The sequence below is a fragment of the Hymenobacter persicinus genome, assembly GCF_004167665.1.
GTDB classification, from domain to species: Bacteria; Bacteroidota; Bacteroidia; order Cytophagales; family Hymenobacteraceae; genus Hymenobacter; species Hymenobacter persicinus.
Window position 1 is genome coordinate 1 of record NZ_SEWE01000006.1, and the last position, 23,865, is coordinate 23,865.

Sequence of the window (23,865 nt, forward strand, 5' to 3'; positions counted from 1 at the left end):
TTTTTTGGTGCAGCCGGCCAGCCACAGGCTACCCAGTGCCACGCTGGCCCCACTGTAAAACAGAAACGAGCGGCGCCCCAGGGCGGGGCCCGCCACCCGGCCGGTGGGCTCGGGGAAGGCAGGAGTAGAAACGGACTTCATCGGCAGTAGGGTAGAAATAAAGGATGGGGAACGGGCAGCGAAGCGCCCGGGCCCGAGGGCATACGGCATCCTCCGCAAGTTAGGGGGAAACAGCCTTTTTGCCCCCAATAATTCACGCAGCCCCCGCAAACCGGGGCGGCTGCTTACCTTCGCCCCGCCAAACGCCCCAACTCTGCTCCCGCCTCAGCTATGCGCCTGCTCGTTATTACGTATTACTGGCCGCCCTCCGGGGGCGCGGGCGTGCAGCGGACGTTGAAGTTTGTGAAGCACCTGCCGTCCTTCGGCGTGGAGTGCACGGTGATAACCGTGGACCCGGACCGGGGCGCCTACCCCGTGCTCGACGAGTCGTTGGCGGCCGAAATTCCGGCTTCCGTCCGGGTGATTCGCACGGACACTTCCGAGCCCTTCGGCTCCTATAAAAAGCTCACCGGCCGCCAGCAGATTCCCTACGGCGGCTTTGCCAACGAAAGCAAGACCAGCTTCCAGCAGCGCTTTTTCAAGTTTGTGCGCGGCAACGTATTTATTCCCGACCCGCGCCGGGGCTGGAACGCCCACGTACTGCGGGCCGTGGCCGGGCTGCTGCGCGCCGGCGAAACCTTCGATGCGGTGCTCACCAGCAGCCCGCCCCACTCCACCCAGCTGATTGGGCTGGCGCTGAAAAAGCGTTACGGCCTGCGCTGGCTGGCCGACCTGCGCGACCCCTGGACCGACATCTACTACTCCAAGGAGCTCAACCAGACCGCCCCGGCCCGCTGGCTCGACGAGTGGTACGAGCGCCAGGTGCTGGAGCAGGCCGACGAGGTGCTGGTCACGAGCCCCGACACCAAGCGGCTGCTGCTGGGCAAGTCGGCGAAGCTCACGGCCGGCAAGTTTCACGTGCTGCCCAACGGCTACGACGAGAGTGACTTCCGCGAGCCGTCGGCACCGCCTACGGATTCGCTGCTGATAACGCACACGGGCACGATTTCGGAAATCTACCACATCGAGCTGTTCTTGGCCGCCTGCGGGGAGTGCAGCCGCCGCCACCCTGACGTGAACCTGCGCCTGCGCTTCGTGGGCAAGGTATCGGCCGGGGTGCAGGAGCTGATTCACGACCACGAACTCAGTGCCCGCACCGAATTTATTCCCTTCGTGCCCCACGAGCAGTCGGTGGGCTATTTGCTGCGCTCCACGGTGCTGCTGATGGCCATTCCCGACGTCGACCACAACTTCGGCATCCTGCCCGGCAAGGTGTTCGAGTACCTGGCCGCCAACAAACCCATCATCTGCGTCGGTCCCGTGGGCTCCGACGCCGACACGCTGCTGGAAGAGTGCGGGGCGGGCCGGGCCTTTGCCTACGTGGCCTACGGCGACATGCTCGAGTACCTGGAAGCCCAGGTGGCGGCCTGGCGGCTGAACCCGAACCTGGATTTGCCGGCCCTGAACCACTCGCGCTACTCCCGCCGCGCCCTCACTGAGCGCCTCACCAAGCTGATTCGGCGCCCCTAGCCTGTTTCGGCCCTTTTACCGCAGCTTTTCCCAGACCCCGCGCAGCTTGCCCGGCACGCGGCTGGCCAGCCGGGCCCGCCAGTCGGCCCAGGGGGAGCGGGCCAGCTGCTGCCCGTGCCAGGCGCTGATGGCCTCGGCCACGCCCTGGGCCAGGGTGCGGTAGTGCGGACGCTGGTAGTGGCGCAGGTTGTTGGTCACGTCGGCCGGGGTGCGCACAAAGCCGCGCACGTCGACCACGAAGCAGTTGGCGGCCGTGGCCACGAATTCCTGCAGGGCCTGGTTCATTAGCGCCTGCCGCCGGGCCGCGCCGGTTTCGCCGGAGCCGGGCACCTCGATTTCGGCCCCGTTCAGCAGGAAAATGGGCACGTGGGCGGGCAGCTGCTGCCGCAGCCAGCGCAGGTTTTCGGAGAACCGGGCGGGGGAAATCTGGCCCTCGAAGGCAAACTCCTGCTGAAACCGGCGCAGGAATTCCTCATCCAGCCCCCGGAAGCGCCGCTGGGCGTACTTGGCGGCCTGAGCGGCGGGGTCCACGGCCAGCAGGTTCTGGTAGCCGCCGAAGGGCACGACCAAGCCCGTGGCTTTTTCGCGGTAGAGCTCCTGGGTGTAATCCATCAGGGGGCTATACACCAGCGCGTCGAAGTCCCCGGTCCAGAGCCGGGTGTCGTAGGCTTCGCGGCCCAGAAACGGCAGGCTCGCGGCCAGGCGTTGTTGCTCGGCCGCGGGCAGCTCCCGGCCCTGGCGCAGCAGCTCGGTGTGCTCGAAGTGGACCGGAATCTGATTTTCGTTCACGAAGTTGAACTCCTCAACGACGTCGAGCTGGTAGGCCTGCAGAAAGGGCGTGAGCTGGCCCAGGTCGCAGCCGCCCTTGAGCAACACCCGCAGGCGGCCAGCCGGCGCGGCCTCGGGCGCATTTTCGGCCGTGTTGCCCGCGTCGGCGGCTTCCACCGTAATCCAGTCGGGCCGGTCGGTGGCGTTGAGCTCGGTGGCCACCTCGCCCTGCACGTCGAGCCCCGGAAAGCCCAGCCAGGCGTAGGTGAACTGCTCGACGCCCAGGTGCAGAATCCGGCAGGAAAACACGAGCTGACGAAGCTGATTCAGGCGCTGATCCAGGCAATACACCCCCACCAGGCCGTAGTCGCCGAACCGGTCGTGGACGCGCACGGTGCCCCAGCGCTGGTGCTCGTCGGCCAAACCCGCCGCCAGCTCCTGCTTCGTGACGCGCTGCTTGGTGAAGTTGAGCTGATTGGAGCGGTTGATGAGCTCCTCGATGCGGTCCAGGTCGGGGGCCACGGCCGCCCCCTCGCGAAACTCGATGCGCACCTGGGAGTCGCGCAGGAAGGCCACGTTGTCCTGGTACGCGGAGCGGGCCTGCTGCTGGCGCTCCAGCAGCCGGTACTGCTCCAGGCGGCTCAGCGTGGGGTCGGGCTTGCCGCTGGCGCGCAAGAGCGGGGCCAGCGCGGGCAGGTCGGCGGGGTCGGCCACCTGCAGCTCCGGATTGTAGAACAGCGCCTCGGCGCGGTTGATGGGGTTGTCGTCGAGAAACAGGGCGTTGGGGGCGCGCAGCTGCATTTTTTCCAGCAGTTCCTTGATAATGGGCCCCTTGGGCTGCCAGCTGATCCGGGGAAACACGAACAGCTCCCGGACGCCCAGCTCGACGAGCTTGGCCTCGGCGGCGGCAAAGTCGTTTTTCGACACGATGGTGTGCACGATGCCCCGGGCGGCGGTGTCGCGCACCAGGGCCAGGTTGTCGGCCAGGACTTCCACGGCGCCCTCCGAGAGCGTGCCGCGCCAGAAGGTGTCGTCCAGGTCCCAGATAACGACTTTGACGGGGGCGTCGGGTGCCGGTTTCATGCTCGTTGTTCGTTGTTAGTTGTTCGTTGCTGGTTGCCGGAAGTAAGCACCCAGGCTCGGCTAGGTGCGCTTACGCCCTTGCGAGCCGCACCGTCCAGGTCGGATGCTGCCCAGATTTTTCCGGGACAAAGCTACAACTAACCATCCAGCGGGCTTCCGTGCCCGCTCCTAACAACAAACAACCAACAACGAACAACTAGCCACAGAATGCCTACTTTTGCGCTTTGCCAGCCCCCCTGGCCCCGGCACTTTTCCTCCTATGGCCCTCGACTTAAATCACAAATCCATTCTGGTGACCGGTGGCACCGGCTCCTTCGGCAAGCAGTTCGTTGCCACGGTTTTCGAGCAATTCCCCGACGTGAAGCGCCTGGTGGTTTTCTCCCGCGACGAGCTGAAGCAGTACGAAATGTCGCAGGTGTTTCCCCACGACAAGTTTCCCGCCATCCGCTACTTCCTCGGCGACGTGCGCGACGGGGAGCGGCTTAAGCGGGCCTGCGAAGGCATCGACGTGATTGTGCACGCCGCGGCCCTCAAGCAAGTGCCCGCCGCCGAGTACAACCCGATGGAGTGCATCAAAACCAACATCTTCGGGGCCGAAAACGTGATTAACGCCGCCCTCGACTGCGGCGTGAAGGACGTGGTGGCCCTGAGTACCGACAAGGCCGCGGCCCCCATCAACCTGTACGGGGCCACCAAGCTCTGCTCCGACAAGCTGTTTGTGGCTGCCAACAACATGAAGGGCGCCCGCGACCTGCGCTTCTCGGTGGTGCGCTACGGCAACGTTATCGGCTCGCGCGGGTCGGTGGTGCCATTCTTTTTGCAGCGCCGCCACACCGGCGTACTGCCCATCACCCACCCCGACATGACGCGCTTCAATATCTCGCTCGAAGAGGGCGTGGATCTGGTGCTCTACGCGCTGGAGCACGCCTGGGGCGGCGAGATTTTCGTGCCCAAGATTCCGTCGTACAAGATTACGGAAGTGGCCCAGGCCATTGGTCCCGAGTGCCGGCAGGACATCGTGGGCATCCGGCCCGGCGAGAAGCTGCACGAAGAAATGATAACTGAAACCGACGCGCTGAGCACCGTGGAACTCGATAAGTACTACGTGATTCTGCCCTTCACCTCGCGCTGGAACGTGGACGATTTCATCAAGCACTTCGACGGCAAGCGCGTCGCCGACGGCTTCCACTACAACTCGGCCAACAACGACCATTGGCTGTCGGCCGAGCAGATCCGCGAGGAAATCCGCCTCCACGTCGACGCCGGTTTCGAAGTGTAGCGCCACCGCCGCTGTTAGCTAAAAGGCCTTCCATTATCGAATGGAAGGCCTATTGTATTTGGTCTTGGCGCAGCTTACCGGACGCGCAGGCGGCGGTTCATCTTGCCCAGGGCCGTGAGCACCTGCACGACATAGATTCCCTCAATGAGTCCAATCAACGACAGGCTTACCACGTCGGAAGCCGTGGGGGAAAGCTTGTACTCGCGCACGGCCTGCCCTAGGGTGTTGTAGAGCGTCACCACCACGCCTTTGCGGGCCAGTCCGGGCGGCAACTGCAGCCACGCTTCGCCCTCGGCCGGGTTCGGAAACAGCGAGAAGTCCTGGTCCGGGCCGCTGACGGCCAGCGTTTGCCGGCCGGTGAACAGCAGCGAGAACCGACGGCTGGCCCCGGCCGTTGCGGCCGCGAAAGTATAGGCGGGTTGCTGACGCAGGTCCACTTTGAGTCCGGTTTCGGCATCGAGCAGGTAGGCCACCGAGCCCGCGGGCAGGTTTAGCAGCTGCCTGGCCCGGAGCGTGTAGCGCCCGGCCTGGGGCAAGCGCACCAGCAGCGGCACCGGCACGTCCTGGCTTTGCAGGGAGGCCAGCCCCTGAATGGCAAGCTGCTCGGCTCCCACCGGCACCGAAATCAGCAGCGGATTAGTACCAGCCAGCTTGTAGGCATCAAACCCGGAATCGAAACCGGCCGAAGCCTGCTCCTCGAAGTAAACGGCAACCTCGTCGGTGCCCGCGCCGCCCTGCAACTCGAGCTGCAGCCGCGTCCGCGCGTCGGGGGGCGCCGCGGGGGCGTCGTAGGTGGTCTGGCGGGCGCCGTTGGCAAAGGTGAGGCTGCCGGAGGTGCCGGGCCGGCTGGTGCGCACGAAAAAGCTCTGCCCCAGGGCAAGGCTGTTGCGCCCCCCGTTGACGCCCACCCCGCGCACGTAGCTGCTGTAGCTGCCCGGAAACGGCCCGGCGGGGTTGAAAACGTACACCGCGTCATCCAACCCCACGGCGCCGGCCAAGGTTTTGTCCCACAGAATCGGGGCCGGATACGGATTGCCCAGCAGCCACCACCCCGCCTGCGGCCCCGCGCTCCGGCTCAACCCCGTTGCCGCGTAGGAACCGTTATTGAGCTCCCCCACGAAGCTCACCGTTTGGGCCGGCAGGCTAACCGAGTAGCCCTGGCCCCCGACCAAAGTGGCGGCCGGGGCCGAAACCTGCCAGCCACTGCTAAAGTCGGTGGCGGTGCTGCCGTTGTAGGTGAAGATGCTGGGCGCCGTAGCGGTAGAAGCCAGGCTGGCCAGCGGGGGATGCTGCACGGGCGTAGCGAGGTGGTAAACAGCCGCACCCGTGCCAGCGGCGGCCGGCAGGTAGCGCTGCACCGTCACGCTGCCCGTCACGGCGCCGCGCTGATTGACCACCAGGGCCGAGCCCGCGGCATCCGCAACCAGCGTAAGCGCGTGGTCGTTGGTGCGCAGGTTGCCATCTAGGGTCAATACCTGCCGGAGGCGGACGGGGCCGGTGAGCTGCACTTCGGCGGGGTGCTCCACCGTCAGGCTGCCCAGCGTGAGCAGGTTGCCCCCAAAGCGGTGCAGACCCTCTCCGGCACTTACCAGCGTGCCGTCCCCCGCGAAACGGCCCTCATTGCGCAGGTTACCGCGCAGCGTGAGCGTGCCATTATTAGTCATGGAGGCGCCCGGCTCGACGGTAAAGTTGCGGGCGGCGGCGGCCGATTCCAGCACCGGCATGCGCCCGGCCTCGGCGCGAATAACCACGTCGTCTTGGGCGCCCGGCACCACCTCGTTCAGCCAGTTGCCGGGGTCGGCGTAGGCCGTGCTGGCGGCACCGGTCCACTCGTTGAGGGCAAAAGCGTTGGGAAAGTTGGGCAGGCCCAGCTGACTTACCATTTCGCCCAGCGGCACGCCCTCGTTTTGGTAAGCGCAGGCCGTGCCGGGCTCACTGGGCCGCCCGATAACCCCGATGTAGTGGCTGTTGTAGAGCGCCACGTAGATCCGGTCGTCGGGGCCCCGTTGCAGGGCGCCGGCAAAGCCATAGCCGGCGCTGCTGCCTACCAGCGTGGCCGAAGCCACGAGGGCGGCGGGCGTGGCGGCCCGCAGGTCGAACTGGTAGATGCAGTTGCCGTTCAGGGTCGAACCGTACAGGTAGGCGCCATCGGCGGAAAATTCTACGCCGTAGCTACGGTAGAACTGGGGCAGGGTGATGGGATTGGCAAGCTGCCCGGTGGCGTTGTCGAAGTCAAAAAGCTCGAAGTTGCTGTCCCGTTTGGCCAGGGCCAGTCGGCTGCCGTCGGCGGAAGCTTTCATGTAGCCCACGGCATTGGCATTGTGAAAAGCTCCGCTGCCACCCTTGTGCACGGAGCCGACGGTGCTGATAACCGGCGTTTCGGCAATGCCGGTGGGGGAAAGCAGATAGGCGTAAAAGGCGTTGGTTTCCCAGCCGTGCACGATAATCCAGGTGTCGCGGCCGTTGTGGTGGCGCACGGCCGTCACTTTTTCGGCCACCGGCAGGCCGAGCAGCTGATTACCCCGCGACACCACCGCCCCGGCCCGTTTCTGCCGGGTCATGTCGACCAGGGCATACTTCAGGCCCCCGGTCAGGTAATTGTCGCAGCCGTCGGTGACGAAGATAAAGTACTGGCTGGCATTGCCCGGGTGCCGCACAATGACCGCGCCCTGGGCCGCCGACTCGTGCCCGCCGATGTTCTGGCCGTTGAGCATGGGCTGGTGGTTCCGGTCCCAGACGTCGACGCTGTTGGTATAAAACAGCAGCCGGCCCGCCGCATCCGACACTGCCGCCGTCGACTCGTAGCCGACGCGGGCACCGCTGACGGCCGCCGGCACGCCGTTGGTGAAGGTGAGGCCCGCGTTGTTGCCGAAATACCAGTTTCGGCTTTCCTGCTGAGCCGCAGCGCCAAACGAGAGCAGACAGCACCAAAAAAGAGTAAACCAATGCTTCATAGGCTCCGCTGCTGCAACTGTCTTCGGCTATCTTTTCGCGGCCAGATACAGTTGCCCAGCCAAATTTACGGGTAATCAACGGATTTGCTAGCCAGCTTAGTCCGAAAAGCCGCAGGAGTGCGGGCTACGCAAGCTGTTTGATGCCGGCATAACTTTCACTTCTGGAGCTTGAAGCCGCCCGATACCAGGTACGCGCGGCGCAGGCAAACGAAAATTATCCGCTGTAACGCTCCACCAGACTACTGGATAGAATGGCTGCCGAACGAGGTAGCGGCTGCCTGAACAGGTCAAGGCATTTGGCTGCGTGCTGGAATGCAAAAGAGGCGCTGAGCAATACAGCGCCTCTTTTGCATTCCAGCCAGACCGGCCGGCAGCTTACTCGACTACCAGCTTCTTGCTGATTACTATGGCAGCGCCGCGGACCCGCAGCGTGTATACCCCCTTGGCTACTCCCCCCAAGGGCAGCGTTACGGGAGTTGTTTTACGCGAGCCTGCCGGCACCTTTTGCTCCCGAACAGTCTGTCCCAGCGCATTGATCAACAATAGGGTAACCGGCTGTTGCACGAGTTCTGGTAAAAGCAGGGATACCTGTTCCTGGGCCGGGTTTGGAAATAGCACAACCTGCGCCTCTAGCTGCGCCCGTGAACTGGCCAGCGCATGGCGCGGGGCAAACCGCAATGCAAAGCGGGTGGTGCTTTGCAGGGCGGCGGTAGTGCTGAACGTGTAGGTCGGTACCTGCTGCAGGTCAACTACAGCACCCGTCTGGTTGTCGTGCAAATACACCGTGGTGCCCGCCGGCAGATTCAGCACCCGCACGGGCTGCAGGGTATAGGCACCCGCCTGCGGCACGTATATCCCCAGCGGTACCGTCACGCCGGCAACGGACTGCCCAACCGGCAAGCCACTAATCGACAGAGCGTCCTTCGTGCTTTGCACCCAAAGCGCCGGCACTTCGCCCGTGGTGATTTTGTACGCATCAAATCCGGCGTCGAAACCCACCGTAGCTCCCTGCTCGAAATAGACGTGGGTAGCGTCATGCCGCGAACCACTCACCAAATCCAGCTGCACCAGAGGACGCGCTTCCGCTGCAGGACGGTTGAATTCCGGACTCAGGTAAGACGTGAGTCGGGCGGCATTGGTAAACGTCAGGCTACCAACGTCTCCCGCAGCAGCTACGCGCACAAAAAAACCTTGACTGGAAGCAATGTAACGGGCCGCGCCCACGCCGTTGACGTAGCTGTCGTAGCTGCCGTCGTACTGCCCCGTGGATTTGAACACGTACACCGAATTGAGCAGGTTGGTGGCTCCGGCATACGTCAGTTCCCAGTCGAGGGGGGCCGGGTAAGGGTTGCCGAGAAAGTGCCAGCCGCCGTCCGCCTCCGTGTTGCGCAACAAGTTGCCACGGGTGAGGTTGCCATTGTTGAGCGTGCCTACGAAGTCGACGGGCGAGGCCGTTCCCATATTCACGGTGTAGCCCAAGCCGGGCGTCATGGCATCAGTTGGGCCGGCCGGCGAAAGAAAGCCGGCCACAAAACCGGTGTTGGTGAGCGTGGCCGCCGTTACGAGCCGTTGCTGGTCGTAGCTGTACACCGTGGGGAAAGGCGTAACCAACCCCGGCACGGCGGCCGTGTTATACCCCGGGTTAAAGACCGGACTGAACTCCGGCGTCGCCAAGTCGCCCAAGGTCGTGTTGCGCACCGGGGCGGAAAAATGACGGTAGCCGAGCGTGGCATTGAGTCTGGGGGCAAGGTAGCGCTGCACCGTGACGGCGCCCACTACCTCTGCCGAACCAGTGTTGACGACCATGGCCGTGCCGGCAGCATCCGAGCCTAGCGTCAGTTGGTTGCCGTTCGTCGTCAGGTTGGCACTGAGGGCCAGCACGCCCGTAATCCGGGCACTGCCCGTCAGCGTAGTAGGCGCCCCAGTACCGACAGTCAGGTTTCGAATGCTAAACTGATTGCCACCTATGCTGTGGGCTCCGGCTTGCACAACCTGGAGCTCTCCCTGGCCTCCGAAGCTGCCCTGGTTAACTAGGTCTCCGTTCACGGCAAATGTTCCATCGACTGTCATGGAGGCCCCGCTCTCAACCGTAAAGCGGCGGACGGCGGCGCTGGTCGTCAGCACGGGCATGCGCGTAGCAGTGGCGCGAATAACGACGTCGTCGGTGCTGCCGGGCACGTAGCGGGCACTCCAGTTGGCCGCCTCCGTGTAGTCAGGGCTGACGGCCCCGGTCCATTCGTTTTGCACGAAGGCGTTGGGAAAGTTGGGCAAACCCAGCTGGCTCAGCCGGCCGCCGAGGGTAGGTCCGTTGTTTTGGTAACCGCAGGCAGCACCCAGTGCATTCGGGGAGTTGATTACGCCCAGCGCCGCACTATTGTAAATAGCCAAGTAGATTTTCCCGTCGGAGGCCAGCTGCAGAGCCCCGGCGTAGGCGCTTCCGGAAGCAGTGGTGCCAACGAGGGTAGCGGATGCCGCAATGGCCGTTCCGGAGCCCGCCAGCAGGTTATACTGGTAGATTCGGTTGCCATCGAGCGTGGTGCCGTACAACCGGGAGCCGTCGGGCGAAAACTCCACCCCGTAGCTGCGGTAGTCCTGCGTGAGGGGTACGAAATTCGACAGCTGGCCGGTGGCGTTATTGAAATCGTAGAGCTCAAAGTTGCTGTCGCGCTTGGCCAGGGCGAGCTTGTTGCCGGCCGGGGAAGCCTTCAGGTAGCCCACGGCATTGGCATTGCCAAAGCTGCCTCCTCCCCCACTATGCACAGACCCCAGGTTAGTAACCACGGGTGCGCTAAGGCCGGTGGCCGACAGCAGGTAGGCGTAAAAAGTGTTGTTCTGCCAGCCGTGCACGACAATCCAGGTGTCGCGGCCGTTCCGGTGACGCACGGCTGTGAGCTTTTCCGTTACCGGGAAGGAAGAAAGCTGATTGGCTCTCGACGTGACGGCGCCGAGTCCCCCCTGCTGGGTCATGTCGATGATAGAATACTTCAGTCCCCCAACCAGCTGGTTATCGCAGCCATCCACCACAAACAGGTAGTAGCGGGTGGGGTTGCCGGGGTCGCGCACAATCACGGCGCCCTGCGTGGCCGACTCGTGGCCGCCCATGGCCTGGCCGTTGGTCATCAGTTGGTGGTTCCGATTCCAGACGTTGACGCTGTTGGTATAAAACAGCAGGTTGCCGGCCGGATCGGAAACAGTGGCCGTCGCTTCGTAGGTGACCATGCCGCTGGTGGGCAGAGCCACGGGGCCACCGGTGGCAAAGCTGAGGGCGGCATTGTTGCCGAAGTGCCAGTTTTGGGTTTCCCGCTGCGCCAACAGCGGGCTGTAGGCCAAGCAAAGAAGCGCTAAAAATCCTGTAAAGATTCTTTTCATACGAAGAAGGATAAAATTGAATGGCAAACCAGAAATAGAAAACAAAGATAGTCGCCTAGCACCCTGCCTTTAAGATTTATTTGCTGTTTGCTTAACTGAGCCCTGCCCCCGGCCCGGAGTGCGCGGTCCGTTATATTTGCGCCAGCCCCAGCCGTCGGTCTAGCCCGGTAGTTTGGGGGCGCTTCATCCGCTTTTCTTTGCCCCGCCCTATGTCTTTTCAGCCCTCGCATCCTATTCCTTATGGCCGCCAGCACATCACGGAGGAGGATATCCAGGCCGTTGCCGAAACCCTGCGCTCCGACTTTCTGACCCAGGGCCCGAAAGTGGCCGAATTTGAGGCAAAGTTTGCCGCCTACATTGGGGCCCGGTACGCGGTGGCCGTCAGCAATGGCACGGCGGCCCTGCACCTGTGCGCCCTGGCGTTGGGCGTGCAGCCCGGGCAGCGCGTCATCACCACGCCCATCACCTTTGCCGCCTCGGCCAACTGCGTGCTCTACTGCGGCGGCGAGGTGCACTTTGCCGATATCGACCCGGCCACGGCCCTGATTGACCTGGCGCAGGTGCGCCGCCTGCTGGAAAGCCACCCCAAAGGCTACTTCCACGGCCTGATTCCGGTGGACTTCGCTGGCCTGCCCGTTCATTTGGAGGAAGCCCGAAAGCTGGCCGACGAGTTTGGCCTCTGGATTATTGAGGATGCCTGCCACGCCCCCGGCGGCTTTTTCGAGGATAGCGCCGGGCAGCAGCAGGGATGCGGCAACGGGCAGCTGGCCGACTTGGCCATCTTCTCGTTTCACCCCGTCAAGCACATTGCTACCGGCGAAGGCGGCATGATTACAACCAACCGCGCCGACCTCTACGAAAAGCTGCTCGTGCTGCGCACCCACGGCATCACGAAAGACCCGGCCCAGATGCACCGCCACGACGGGGGCTGGTACATGGAAATGCAGACCCTGGGCTACAACTACCGCATTTCCGATATCCTTACCGCCCTGGGCATCAGTCAGCTCAGCCGCGCCGACGAGGGCCTGGCCCGCCGCCGCCAGCTGGCCGTCCGCTACGATGCGGCCTTTGCGGCAGTGCCCGCCGTGCGCCCGCTGGCCGCCACGCCGGGCCACGCCTACCACCTGTACGTGATTCGGGTGGCCGACCGCAAGGGCCTCTACGACTTCCTGCGCACCAAGCAGATCTTTGCCCAGGTCCATTACATTCCGGTGCACACCATGCCTTACTACCAGGAGCTGGGCTGGAAACCCGGCGACTTCCCGCAGGCCGAAGCCTATTACGACCAGTGCCTGAGCATTCCGATGTTCCCGGCCCTCACCGACGAGGAGCAGCAGTACGTCATCGACTGTATTCTGGAGTTTGTAGCATGATTATGAGCACGCCCGGCATCATCACCCAGGCCCGTATGGGCAGTACCCGCCTGCCGGGCAAGGTCCTGCTCACGGCCCGCGGCCAGAGCATGCTCGCCTACCACGTCGAGCGGCTGCGCGGCAGCGGCCTGCCCATTTACATTGCCACTACCACTGGGCCCGAAGACGACGCCATCGAGCAGCACGCCGCCGCCCTGGGCGTGCCCTGCTACCGCGGCAGCACCGACGACGTGCTGGGCCGCTACTACGCAACGGCCCGCCACTTCGGCCTCGACGTCATTGTGCGCGTCACCTCCGACTGCCCCCTGCTCGACGCCGGCCTGATTCGTGCGGCCGTGGACCGGTACGTGGCCGCCGGCAATCCGCAGCTCTACATTTCCAACGGACTGGAGCGCACCTTTCCCCGGGGCCTCGACTTCGAGGTTTTCTCGTTTGCCCTGCTTGAACAGGCCCAGCAGCACGCCCGCAGCGCCTCCGACCGGGAACACGTGACGCCCTACATCCACCAGAACCGCTCGGGCACAGTCGTCATCGAGCAGGTGACCCGGCAGCCCGACGCCAGCCAGCTGCGCCTAACCCTGGATACGGCCGAAGACTTCACCCTGCTGCGCACCCTGCTCGAGCAGTACCACGCCGATGCGCTTACCACTGATGCGCTGATTGAGCTACTGAACCAGCACCCCGAACTGGTGGCCCTGAATGCCGGCACGGAGCAGAAAAAGTACGATTTCACCCGCTGAGGCGCCTTGTCGCGCCCGGCCTACTCCCCTTCTATGCGCCTCATTTTCCGGGCCGACGGCAACTCCACCATTGGCCTGGGCCACCTGGTTCGCTCCCTGGCCCTAGCCGACATCGTGGGGCCGCTGGCGCCGGGCTTCGTGGCCATCCAGGCGCCCGCCCCGGCCGTGCGGGAGCTGGTAGCCCAAAGCGGCCGGCAGCTCTGGGAGTTGCCAGTGCGGGAGCCCGCCGCCGAAGCTGCCGCCCTGGCCGCTGAGTTGGGCCCCACCGATATCGTGGTGCTTGATGGCTACGGCTTCGATACCCATTATCAGCAAACCCTGGCCGCCAGCGGCTGCCGCCTGGTGGCCATCGACGATTTGCACGCGTGGCCCATGGCCGTGGACCTAGTCATCAACCACTCCCCCGGCATCACGGTGGCCGACTACCAGGCGGCCCGCCACACCCGGTTTTGTCTGGGCCCCGAATACTCCTTGCTGCGCGCCCCCTTCCTGGCGGCAGCCCACCCGCCGGCTCCACCCGCGCCTATTATCAGCACTCTGCTTTGCTTCGGCGGCGCCGACCCCTTGCAGCTTACCGCCCGCTGCCTGGCCGTGCTGCTCACGCTGCCCGAATTGCAGGAAGTAGGCGTGCTGACGGGCAGCGCGTTTCCCCACGCCGAGGCCCTGCACAACTTGGCGGCCGCCTTTCCCGGCAAGGCCGTGCGCTTCTACCAGAATGCCCCGGCTCCCGACATGGTGACGCTGCTCCAACACTATCAGGCCGTGGTGTGTCCGGCCAGCACGATACTGATTGAAAGCCTGGTGCTGGGCAAAGCGGCGCTGACGGGCTACTTCGTTGGTAACCAACAGCCTTTGGCCGCCTACGCGCACGGCCGGCAGCAGGCCTTTTCCCTCGGCGACTTCCCGGCCCTCTCGGATGAGGAACTGGGCCAGGCGCTGCTGCGTGGCTTGCACTGGCTAGGCCACGAACCCCGGGTGCCTTACGTGCGGCAGCTGGTGCCCGAGCGGCTGCGGGCCGAATTTGCGCGCCTGCTGCCGCGCTAAGTCCGCAATTGTGCTCCGGAGTCGGTTATCTTTACGCTATGGAAGAAACCGACCTGATTCACCTGAGCAAGCCCTACGTTTCTGAGCGCCTGGAGCTGCGCAGCCTCAAGCCCGCCGACATCGACGATGCTTTCCTGAGCTGGTTTCAGGACGAAGACCTGATGCGCTTCTACACCAACTCCCGCCAGACCCACACCCGGGAGTCGCTGCTGGCCAACATCAACCAGGGCATTGCGGCCGGTACGAGCTACGTGTTTGCCATCGTCGACCGGGCCAGCCAGGCCTGCATCGGCACCATCAAGCTCGGCCCGATCAACCACGACCACAAGATTTCGGACCTCGTGGTGCTTATCGGCGACCGGCGCTTTCACGGTCAGGGGTTGGCTGTGGACGCCATCCGGCTGGGCAACGCCATTGCCTTCGAAGAGTTTGGCCTGCGCAAGCTGTTTGGGGGCATGTTCGAAACCAACCAGAGTTCCTACAAAGCCTACACCCGCGCCGGCTGGGTTGAGGAAGGTCGCCTCAAAGGCCATTACCTGGTCGATAATCAGCCCGTGGACCGCCTGCTGGTGGCCTGCTTCAACCCGGCTTTCTTTCCCGAATTCGCTTAACGCCCCCGCCTTCGTTTATGGCAACTCATTCCCTTGGCGGCCGCCTCATCGGCCCCGACCAGCCCCCGTTTATCATTGCTGAACTCAGCGGCAACCACAACCAGGACCTAAGCCGCGGCTTGGCCATCGTGGATGCCATGGCCGCGGCCGGCGCCCACGCCATCAAGCTCCAGACCTACACCGCCGACACGATGACGCTGCCCGGCGTGCACCGCATCGAGGACCCCAACTCGCTCTGGTACGGCCGGGAGCTGCACGACCTCTACCAGGAAGCCCACACGCCCTGGGACTGGCACAAGCCCCTGTTTGACCGCGCCAAGCAGCACGGCATGCTGGCCTTCAGCTCGCCCTTCGACGAAACCGCCGTTGACTTCCTGGAAACCCTGGACGTGCCGGCCTACAAGATTGCCTCCTTTGAAAACACCGACTGGCCCCTGCTGCGCCGCGTGGCCGCCACCGGCAAGCCCGTCATCATGAGCACCGGCGCCAGTACTCTGGCCGAAGTGGCCGAGGCCGTGGCCATTCTGCGCGAAGCCGGCTGCCGCGACCTGACGTTGCTCAAGTGCACGAGCACTTACCCGGCCACGCCCCAGAACACCAACCTGCGCACCATTCCCCACTTGGCCCAGCTCTTCCCCGAGTGCGTCATTGGCCTCTCCGACCACACGATGGGCGTGGGCGCGGCCGTGGCCGCCGTGGCCCTGGGCGCCAGCGTGGTGGAAAAGCACGTCACGCTGCGCCGCGCCGACGGCGGCGTGGATTCGGCCTTTTCCCTGGAGCCCGAGGAAGTAGCCTTGCTGGTAACCGAAACCGAGCGGGCCTGGCAGGCTTTGGGGCAGATTCAGTACGGCATTCAGCGGGCCGAGCAGAATAGCCGCCTCTACAAACGCTCCCTCTACGTGGCCCAGGACATTGCCGCCGGCCAGATTTTTACCAGGGAAAACCTGCGCGTGGTGCGCCCCGGCGACGGGCTGCCCCCGCGCTATTACGACCAGCTGCTGGGCAAGCCGGCCCGGCAAAACCTGCGCGCGGGCCAGCCCCTGAACTGGGAGGCCCTGTAGCGGATGGCACTCGTAGCCGAAGCGGCCGAGCGGGTCCGCAACCAGCTCCAGCTGCGCTTCACCGACCTATTTTCGTCGTTGCCCGAGCCGATTCTGGACCCGATTTCGCCCACCAGCCCCTGGCGTCGCCTGCTCAAAGTGCTCGGCTACGCCGTGGTACGCCTCGTGGGCAACGTGTTTCGGCTCATCCAGAACCCCGAGCAGCTGCGCGGGGCCGTGTGGCTGTACGTGGTGAGCCAGAACAACTACGAGGCCCTGCAATTCATCCGCGAGGCCCGGCCCGACAGCGTGCTGGTAGCGGGCCAGAGCAAAGAAATCGGGCGCTACAACGCGGTGGTCAACCGCCTTTCCCTGCGCCGCAAGCTGCTCTACTACTGGCAGTTTCCGCTGGTACTGGCGGCGCTGCTACGCACCGAGGGTCGGCGGGCCTGGCGCTTTTTCGACCTGATTTTCAACGCCGTGGGCTACTACGAGGTGTACGGGCGGGCTCTGCGCCACTACCGGCCCCGGGCCATCATCTTCGCCAACGACCATAACGACGACTCCCGGGCCTTGCTACTGGCCGCCCGCGCCTGCGGCGTACCCACGGCCTACGTGCAGCACGCCAGCGTGAGCACCAACTTCCCGCCCCTGAGCTTTGATCTGAGCTTGCTCGAAGGCCAGGACGCGCTGGACAAGTACCGGCAGTGCGGGCCGGTGCTGGGCCGGGTGGAACTGGTCGGGATGCCCAAGGCCGACGCCTTTCTGGCTCAAAAAAACCAGCACCCCACCGTGCAGCGCGTGGGGATGGCCTGCAACGTGCTCGATGCTACCGACGCCATTGCGGCCGCTGTCGACCATCTGCTCGGCACGTTCCCAGACCTGAACTTCACGTTCCGGGCCCACCCCTCCGACCGGCGCGACTTCACGTTTTTGCGGCGCAAGCACCCGCAGCTGCGGTTTTCGGATGCTCGTCGGCAAAACGTGTTCGAGTTTCTGCGCGAGCAGGACGCCCTGATTGCTGCCGACACCAGCACCCACCTCGAAGCCACCCTGCTGAACGTGGTGAGCATCTACTACCGCTTCGGCGCCCACGCCATTGCCGACGACTACTACGGCTACGTGGCCCACGGCCTGGTCGACCGCGCCCATTCCCTGCCCGAGCTGACGGCCCTGCTGCGGCAGTACCAGCAGCATAAGCCCGCCGACCAGTACCGGCGCGCCGCCTACTACAACGCCACGCTGGGCACCCCGGACGAAGGCCACAGCCAGCGGCGGGCCCTACGCCTGCTTGGTGAGTGGCTAGGGTAAACACGACTCCGCGCCCGCCGCGAAATCCTCCGCTTCCTCTGCGGGAACCGACGTCAGCCCGCTACCTTGCACCATGCTGCCTCCGCTTCCTACTACTCCACCTACTTCCGCTGAAACCCGCCTGGTCTACGTTCTCCAGCATTTCCGGGCGGCCTACGCAGACGTCCCGACAGTCAGTATCGACTACCAGGACGCGCAGGTGCAGCTGACCGACGGGGCCGGCGCCTTTTTCAGCCAGACCAACCCATACCCGCCGGAGCCGCAGTGGCGCGAGTGGCAGGGCCGCAAGCTGCCGTTCTTCTTCGGGCCACCCGCTGACAAACCCCTGCTCGAACTGCTGCCCAACGGCCGGGCCCGGATTTACGCCGACCTTATTTCGGCGGCCTTCTACCTGCTCAGCGGCTGGCAGGAGTACTATTCCGAGGCGCGGGACCGGCACGGCCGCTTCCCCTTCGCGGCCAGCGTGCAGCACCGCTACGGCTTCGTGACGGTGCCGGTAGTCAACTACTACTTCGACCTGCTGAAAACGGCCGTGGAGCACGTGACGGGCCGGCCCTGCCGGCCGCGCCGCTGGGCTCCGGAGGCGCCTTACGCCGCCTTCATCACCCACGACATCGACAATCTGCGCAGCGCCTGGAAACAGCCCGCCAAGGAAGCTCTGCGCCAAGGCAAGCTGCTGCGCTTCGGCCGGCAGCTCTGGCAGCATTTCACCCAGCCCGACGCCTGGGACAATCTAGAGCAGGTGCAGCAGACGGTTGCCGGATACGGCGCGAAAAGCACGTTTTTCCTGCTGCCCGAGCATCGCCCGGCTGCCAGTGGCACGCCCAATGCCGATTACCGGCTGACTGCGCCGGGCCTGCAGGGGTGCCTACAGAGCCTCGCGGCTCAGGGCAGCGAGTTGGCCATTCACGGTAGCTTGGGCACTGCTACCGATGCCCGGCTCCTACAAACGAAACGGGCCCAGTTGCCCGGCCATAGTATTGGCAACCGGTTTCACTACCTGAGCTGGGAACCCCGCCGGACGCCCTCAGTACTCAATCAAGTGGGCATAGCGTACGACACTACCCTGGGCTTTGCCGAGCACTTCGGCTTCCGCCATTCCTATTGCCATCCGTTTCGCCTCTTCGATTTCCAGCACGGCCAAGCCCACGACTTCCTCGAAATCCCGCTCAACGTGATGGACGCCACGCTCTACCACCCCAACTACCTGCAGTTGGCGCCCGACGAAATCCTGCCGGCGCTGACGCCCATGCTGGCGGAAATCGAGCGGTTCGGCGGCGTGTGCACCGTGCTCTGGCACAACGAAAACTTCGACCCCGCCAACGAGCACAACGGCCCCCGGCAGTTCCACGCCCTCATGGAGTACCTTCGCAGCCGCCACGTGGCCTTCGTCAACGGGCAGGACATCTGTTCAGCAGTTGTTGGTTGTTAATTGTCAGTTCGTTCAACGATTAGCAACTGGCAACACGCAACCGATAACTGGCAACTGGCAACTGGCAACTCATAACTGACAACTGATTTGGGTATCGTTCAGCGGCAGGGGCTGCGCAACACGGTTATTTCCTACCTCGGGCTGGCGCTGGGCTTCGTCAATACGGCCTTTGTGCTGCCCCACCTGCTGGCGCCCGAGAAGCTGGGCCTGACCACCCTACTGGTCTCTATTGCCACGGTCTACGCCCAGTTTGCGGCCTTCGGGTTTGCCAGCGTGGGCATCCGCTTCTTTCCCTACTTCCGCAGCCGCGAAACCGGTCACCAGGGCTTTCTGCCCCTGCTGCTGGCCCTGCCGATGCTGGGCTTTCTGCTGGTCACGCTGTTCTACGGCCTCGGGCGGCCCCTGCTGCTGGCCCAATATGCCCCTGCCGATGCCGCCCTGCTCGGCCCCTACTACTGGTGGGGCAGCGTGCTGGCCCTGTTCACGCTGCTGTATTCCCTGCAGGATGCGTACCTGAAGGGACTCTACCATACCGCGTTTTCGGGCTTTCTGCAGGATATCGTGCTGCGCCTGCTTATCGTAGGGCTGGCCCTGCTCTACGGCCGGGGCTACCTGAGCTTTCACGAGTTTGTGCTGGGCTACGTCGGGCTCTACGGCATCATTCTGCTGCTGCTGACGCTCTACGTAAGCTACATCGGGGAGCTGCACCTGCGGCCCACCCGGGCGGCGCTGCGGGTGCGGCCGGTGGGCGAAATCGTGCGCTTCGGGGGGTTTGCCCTGCTCTCGAGCCTGTCGGGCAGCATCCTGGGCTTTATTGACTCCTGGATGGTGGGGGCCCAGCTCAGTCTGGCCGCGGCCGGCGTCTACGGCATTGCCTACAACATCAGCACGGCCCTGACCATCCCGGCCCGCTCGCTCAACAAAATTGCCTTCCCGCTCCTGGCCCAGTTCTGGAAAGACCAGGACATGGCCAAGATGGCCGACTTCTACCGCTCTACTACCCGCCTCAACACCGTGCTGGGCTGCTACCTGGCTTTGGGCATCGGCCTGAACCTGGATTTTATTTACTCCCTGATCAAAAACCCGGTCTACGCCACCGGCACCACGGCCGTGCTGCTGCTGGCCGGCCGCCTCTTCGACGGCATCACCGGGGTCAATGGCCTGATTGTGGTCACCTCCCCGCGCTACCGCTTCGACTTGATTTTCAACCTGTCCCTGGCCGGCTTCACGGTGCTCATGAACTGGCTGCTGATTCCGCGCTTCGGCCTGACCGGCTCGGCCCTGGCCACGCTCCTTGCCATTGTGGGCATCAACGCGGCCCGGACCTGGTTTGTGTGGTACAGCTACCGCCTGCAGCCCTTCGACCGCCGCATTCCGCTGATCCTGGGTATTGCCGCCGCTAGCGGTCTGCTGGCCGGGCTCGTGCCGTTCGTGCACTCGCACCTGCTTACCATGCTGCTGCGCTCCGCGGGGCTGACCATCCTCTACGCTGCCCTCATTCTGGGCACCAACGCGGCGCCCGAAGCCACGGCTTACCTACAAAAATTACGAAACAAGGTATAACCTGTAGTTATCTGCTATTACGTTAAGTAATTCACAATCAAGTTCAACTTCTTTCTGTCATTAGCTAACCCACTGGACTGATTCCAGTTAGCAAAAAGTAAAATTAGGAAGTCTGAAAAGCGCGCTGCTACATTTGCAGCATCAATTCTTTACCCCCCAAAGGATTGTTTTTATACAGAGGCGCGGAGAGACAGGCTCGACGAAACGCCGGCAACCAGCCGCCCAACCGCGGAAACGGTGCCAAGTCCTGACCATATAAAAACAAGTTGCCGTGCAAGCCTCTTCCAACATCCGCCGTTCTTCTGCCGCCCTTGCCGCCCTACCGCATGGTTGTTGGGGCCGCCTGCGCTGCTGTCGGTGTTGGGCTTGGTAGTCCGGCCTTTTTCCTTTTTTTGGCTTGGTTTCCCGCGCTTAGCCCGCTAGGCTTCGCCGCTGCGCACTGGTTTCGTTGCCCGCTCCGGGGCCGCTGATTCTGCTTCCCGCGGGCCCTTCCCCCATTTGGTTTTCCCTCCAGGAATGCCCCATCCGATTTTCAGCATGCACGTAGCCTCCCAGGCGTTGGTCGAGGACCTGCGCCGGCAGTTCGCCGGGCAGCCGGCCGCCGCGGTGCTGGCGGCCGCCGCCGCGCAGTTTCCCGGCCAGGCCGTCTTCTCGACTTCCTTCGGCCTCGAAGACCAGATTATCACCCACCTGATTTTTGAGTTGAACCTGCCCATCCGGGTGTTCACGCTCGATACGGGCCGCAACTTTCAGGAGACCTACTCCACCTGGAGCAAGACCCGGCACCGCTACGGCCGCCCCATCGAAACCTACTTCCCGGAGCAGGCCGGCGTAGAACAGCTGCTGCGCGAAAAGGGCCCCAACAGCTTCTACGACAGCATCGACAACCGCATGGAGTGCTGCGGGCTGCGCAAAGTGGAGCCGCTGCGCCGGGCCCTGGCCGGCGAGCAGGTGTGGCTGACCGGCATCCGCGCCGAGCAGTCGGCCAACCGCCACGACATGCACGCCGTGGAGTGGGATGCCGGCCACCAGCTGCTCAAAGTGCACCCGCTCTTCGACTGGAGCTTCGAGCAGTGCTGGGACTTTGTGCACCAGCACAGCATTCCATTCAACCCCCTCCACCAGCAGGGCTTCGTCAGCATCGGCTGCGCGCCCTGCACCCGGGCCATCCAGCCCGGCGAAGACTTCCGGGCCGGCCGCTGGTGGTGGGAAGATCAGTCGGCCAAGGAGTGCGGCCTGCACAGCACCCACCCCCACAACGGCCCCGACCCGGTGGTGGAGCCGGTGGTCGGGGTCAACTAACATCGTCTGTCATTCTGAGCGTTATGAGTACCCTGCATTTCGATTACCTCGACCGGCTGGAAGCCGAAGCCATCCACATTCTGCGCGAGGTGGCGGGCCAGTTTGAGCGGCCGGCCCTGCTGTTTTCGGGCGGTAAAGACTCCATCGTGCTGACCCGCCTGGCGGAAAAGGCCTTCCGCCCCGGCCGCTTCCCCTTCCCGCTCGTGCACGTGGATACCGGCCACAACTTTCCCGAGGTCCTGGCTTTCCGCGACGCGCTGGCCGCTGAGCTGGGCGAAAAGCTCGTCGTGCGCCGCGTGGAAGACACCATCCGGCGCCAGCACCTGCGCGAGCCGGGCGGCAAATTCCCGAGCCGCAACCCCCTGCAAACCTACACCCTGCTCGAAACCATCGAGGAGTTCGGCTTCGACGCCTGCATCGGCGGGGCCCGCCGCGACGAGGAAAAGGCCCGGGCCAAGGAGCGCATCTTCTCCGTGCGCGACGAGTTTGGCCAGTGGGACCCCAAACGCCAGCGGCCCGAGCTCTGGAACATCTACAACGGCCGCATCCAGCGGGGCGAAAACGTGCGCGTGTTCCCGATTTCCAACTGGACCGAGCTCGACGTGTGGCGCTACATTCAGCGCGAAAACATTCCGCTGCCCAGCATCTACTTCGGCCACCCCCGCACCTGCGTGGTGCTGCCCACCGGCCAGCTGCTGGGCCTCAACGAGCACCTGCGCCTCGACGAAACCGACCAAATCGTGGAGCGCCAGGTACGCTTCCGCACCGTGGGCGACGCCACCTGCACGGCCGCCGTGGAAAGCGACGCGGCCACCATCGACGACATCATCGAGGACCTGCTCAGCGCCAAAGTCAGTGAGCGGGGCGCCACCCGCCTCGACGACAACATCTCCGAAGCCGGCATGGAAGACCGCAAACGCAACGGCTATTTCTAAATTGCTAGTTGTCAGTTGTCAGTTGCTAGTTGTCAGCTTTTTCTCTGACCGGTAACAAACAACTAGCAACTGACAACTAACAACTGACAACTAACCCCATGGACTTACTACGCTTTATCACCTGCGGCAGCGTCGACGACGGCAAGAGCACGCTGATTGGGCGGCTGCTGTACGACTCGGACTCGGTGTCCTTGGACGTGCTGGCGGCCCTGGAAAACCGGCCCACCGTGCACGGGGGCGTCGACCTGGCGTTGCTCACCGACGGCCTGCGGGCCGAGCGGGAGCAGGGCATCACCATCGACGTGGCCTACAAGTACTTCACCACGCCCCGGCGCAAGTTTATCATCACCGACGCCCCGGGCCACGTGCAGTACACCCGCAACATGGTGACCGGCGCCTCCACCGCCGACCTGGCCATCGTGCTGGTCGATGCCCGCCAGGGCGTGGTGGAGCAAACCCGCCGCCACTCCCTGCTGGCCTCGCTCGTGGGCATCCGCCACTTCGTGCTGGCCGTGAACAAGATGGATTTGGTGGGCAACGACCAGGCCGTGTTCGACCAGATTGTGGCCGACTACGCCGCCGTGGCCGACCAGCTCCGCCTGCCCCCGGTGACGGCCATTCCGCTCAGCGCCCTGCTCGGCGACAATATCGTGACGCGCTCCAAAAACCTGGCCTGGTACCAGGGGCCCAGCTTGCTCGAGCACCTGGAAAGCGTGCCGGCCTTCGAGGAAGCCACCAGCGGGGAGCCGCGCTTTCAGGTGCAGTTCGTGATTCGGCCCCAGACCGACGACTACCCCGACTACCGCGGCTACGCCGGCCGCATCCAGAGCGGGGAGTACCGCCGCGGCCAGCGGGTGCAGGTGCTGCCCAGCGGCCGCGAATCGGTGCTGGAAGCCATTGAGGTGGATCAGCGGGAGGTGGAAACGGCCGCCGCGCCCCAGGCCGTGGTACTACGCCTGCGCGACGACGTGGACGTGAGCCGCGGCGACTCCATCGTGCCCGTGGGCAGCCCCGTGCGCGTGAGCCGGGAGCTGGAGGCGACGATTTGCTGGATGGACGAGCGGCCCCTGTGGCCGGGCCGCAAGCTGCTCGTGCAGCACCACTCGGCGGTGGTGAAAGCCGTGGTAGCGGCCATCACCCACAAGGTGAACGTGCGCACCTACGGCCGCGCCGCCGCCGACTCGGCCCAGCTCAACGACATCGTGCGCGTGCGCCTGCGCACGGCCGCCCCGCTGGTCGTGGATGACTACCAGCACAACCGCGCCACCGGCGCCTTTATCCTCGTCGATGAGCTCAGCGGCGACACGCTGGCCGCCGGCATGGTCGAAGCCGTGCCGAGCGGCCAGGAGCTTGAACCCGAGCCCGAACGCCTGGCCCAGTAGCCGACCCGGCCGGGGAATAGATTTTTGCCCCCCTCGAAAATCTATTCCCC

Annotated in this window: 16 protein-coding genes and 1 riboswitch; of the genes, 13 read left to right on the plus strand and 3 right to left on the minus strand. The window is 64.3% G+C overall.

Annotated features, from left to right (window positions below; all coding sequences use genetic code 11):
* Positions 1-330: 330 nt before the first annotated feature.
* A complete protein-coding gene (locus EWM57_RS04195) occupies positions 331-1,629 on the plus strand; it encodes a glycosyltransferase family 4 protein (RefSeq protein WP_242509975.1) in 1,299 nt (432 codons plus the stop codon).
* A 15-nt stretch (positions 1,630-1,644) separates the two neighbouring features.
* Here EWM57_RS04195 and EWM57_RS04200 read toward each other — a convergent pair whose 3' ends face one another.
* A complete protein-coding gene (locus EWM57_RS04200) occupies positions 1,645-3,480 on the minus strand; it encodes a hypothetical protein (protein WP_129919885.1) in 1,836 nt (611 codons plus the stop codon).
* Positions 3,481-3,739: 259 nt separating this feature from the next.
* Here EWM57_RS04200 and pseB point away from each other — a divergent pair, with 259 nt between their 5' ends.
* The gene (gene pseB / locus EWM57_RS04205) at positions 3,740-4,759 is read left to right on the plus strand and encodes a UDP-N-acetylglucosamine 4,6-dehydratase (inverting) (RefSeq protein WP_129919886.1); all 1,020 of its coding nucleotides are present in this window, start codon (positions 3,740-3,742) and stop codon (positions 4,757-4,759) included.
* A 74-nt stretch (positions 4,760-4,833) separates the two neighbouring features.
* Here the strand turns inward: pseB and EWM57_RS04210 are convergent, their stop codons facing one another.
* On the minus strand, positions 4,834-7,713 hold the full coding sequence (locus EWM57_RS04210; RefSeq protein ID WP_129919887.1) for a T9SS type A sorting domain-containing protein: 2,880 nt from the start codon (positions 7,711-7,713) through the stop codon (positions 4,834-4,836).
* A 375-nt stretch (positions 7,714-8,088) separates the two neighbouring features.
* Positions 8,089-11,082, minus strand: coding sequence for a T9SS type A sorting domain-containing protein (locus EWM57_RS04215; protein ID WP_129919888.1), 2,994 nt, complete (start codon positions 11,080-11,082; stop codon positions 8,089-8,091).
* Positions 11,083-11,291: 209 nt separating this feature from the next.
* Between EWM57_RS04215 and pseC the strand changes: the two genes are divergently transcribed.
* The 11 genes from pseC (at position 11,292) to EWM57_RS04270 (ending at position 23,815) form a co-directional block, all read left to right on the plus strand.
* Positions 11,292-12,455 (plus strand): UDP-4-amino-4,6-dideoxy-N-acetyl-beta-L-altrosamine transaminase, encoded by a 1,164-nt coding sequence (gene pseC, locus EWM57_RS04220; protein ID WP_129919889.1) that lies wholly within the window; start codon positions 11,292-11,294, stop codon positions 12,453-12,455.
* The gene (locus tag EWM57_RS04225; protein ID WP_242509976.1) at positions 12,452-13,195 is read left to right on the plus strand and encodes a cytidylyltransferase domain-containing protein; all 744 of its coding nucleotides are present in this window, start codon (positions 12,452-12,454) and stop codon (positions 13,193-13,195) included. Before pseC ends, EWM57_RS04225 begins: the two co-directional genes overlap by 4 nt.
* Positions 13,196-13,228: 33 nt before the next feature.
* Complete coding sequence (gene pseG / locus EWM57_RS04230; RefSeq protein WP_129919890.1) at positions 13,229-14,239, plus strand: UDP-2,4-diacetamido-2,4,6-trideoxy-beta-L-altropyranose hydrolase; 1,011 nt, start codon at positions 13,229-13,231, stop codon at positions 14,237-14,239.
* 38 nt (positions 14,240-14,277) lie between these two features.
* The gene (locus EWM57_RS04235; RefSeq protein ID WP_129919891.1) at positions 14,278-14,850 is read left to right on the plus strand and encodes a GNAT family N-acetyltransferase; all 573 of its coding nucleotides are present in this window, start codon (positions 14,278-14,280) and stop codon (positions 14,848-14,850) included.
* 17 nt (positions 14,851-14,867) lie between these two features.
* On the plus strand, positions 14,868-15,911 hold the full coding sequence (pseI, locus tag EWM57_RS04240) for a pseudaminic acid synthase (protein ID WP_129919892.1): 1,044 nt from the start codon (positions 14,868-14,870) through the stop codon (positions 15,909-15,911).
* Between the two features lie 3 nt (positions 15,912-15,914).
* Positions 15,915-17,201, plus strand: a complete 1,287-nt coding sequence (locus EWM57_RS04245; RefSeq protein WP_242509977.1) for a glycosyltransferase family protein — start codon at positions 15,915-15,917, stop codon at positions 17,199-17,201.
* A 73-nt stretch (positions 17,202-17,274) separates the two neighbouring features.
* Positions 17,275-18,633: a DUF7033 domain-containing protein gene (locus EWM57_RS04250; protein ID WP_129919893.1), complete on the plus strand. Its 1,359-nt coding sequence runs from the start codon at positions 17,275-17,277 to the stop codon at positions 18,631-18,633.
* An 87-nt stretch (positions 18,634-18,720) separates the two neighbouring features.
* The gene (locus EWM57_RS04255) at positions 18,721-20,196 is read left to right on the plus strand and encodes a lipopolysaccharide biosynthesis protein (RefSeq protein ID WP_129919894.1); all 1,476 of its coding nucleotides are present in this window, start codon (positions 18,721-18,723) and stop codon (positions 20,194-20,196) included.
* 167 nt (positions 20,197-20,363) lie between these two features.
* Positions 20,364-20,458, plus strand: a riboswitch (SAM riboswitch).
* A 254-nt stretch (positions 20,459-20,712) separates the two neighbouring features.
* Positions 20,713-21,498 carry a phosphoadenylyl-sulfate reductase gene (locus EWM57_RS04260; RefSeq protein WP_242509978.1) on the plus strand — a complete coding sequence of 262 codons (786 nt, stop codon included), beginning with the start codon at positions 20,713-20,715 and terminating at the stop codon, positions 21,496-21,498.
* A gap of 23 nt (positions 21,499-21,521) precedes the next feature.
* Complete coding sequence (gene cysD, locus EWM57_RS04265; RefSeq protein WP_129919895.1) at positions 21,522-22,433, plus strand: sulfate adenylyltransferase subunit CysD; 912 nt, start codon at positions 21,522-21,524, stop codon at positions 22,431-22,433.
* 98 nt (positions 22,434-22,531) lie between these two features.
* On the plus strand, positions 22,532-23,815 hold the full coding sequence (locus EWM57_RS04270; protein ID WP_129919896.1) for a sulfate adenylyltransferase subunit 1: 1,284 nt from the start codon (positions 22,532-22,534) through the stop codon (positions 23,813-23,815).
* The last annotated feature ends 50 nt before the right edge of the window (positions 23,816-23,865 follow it).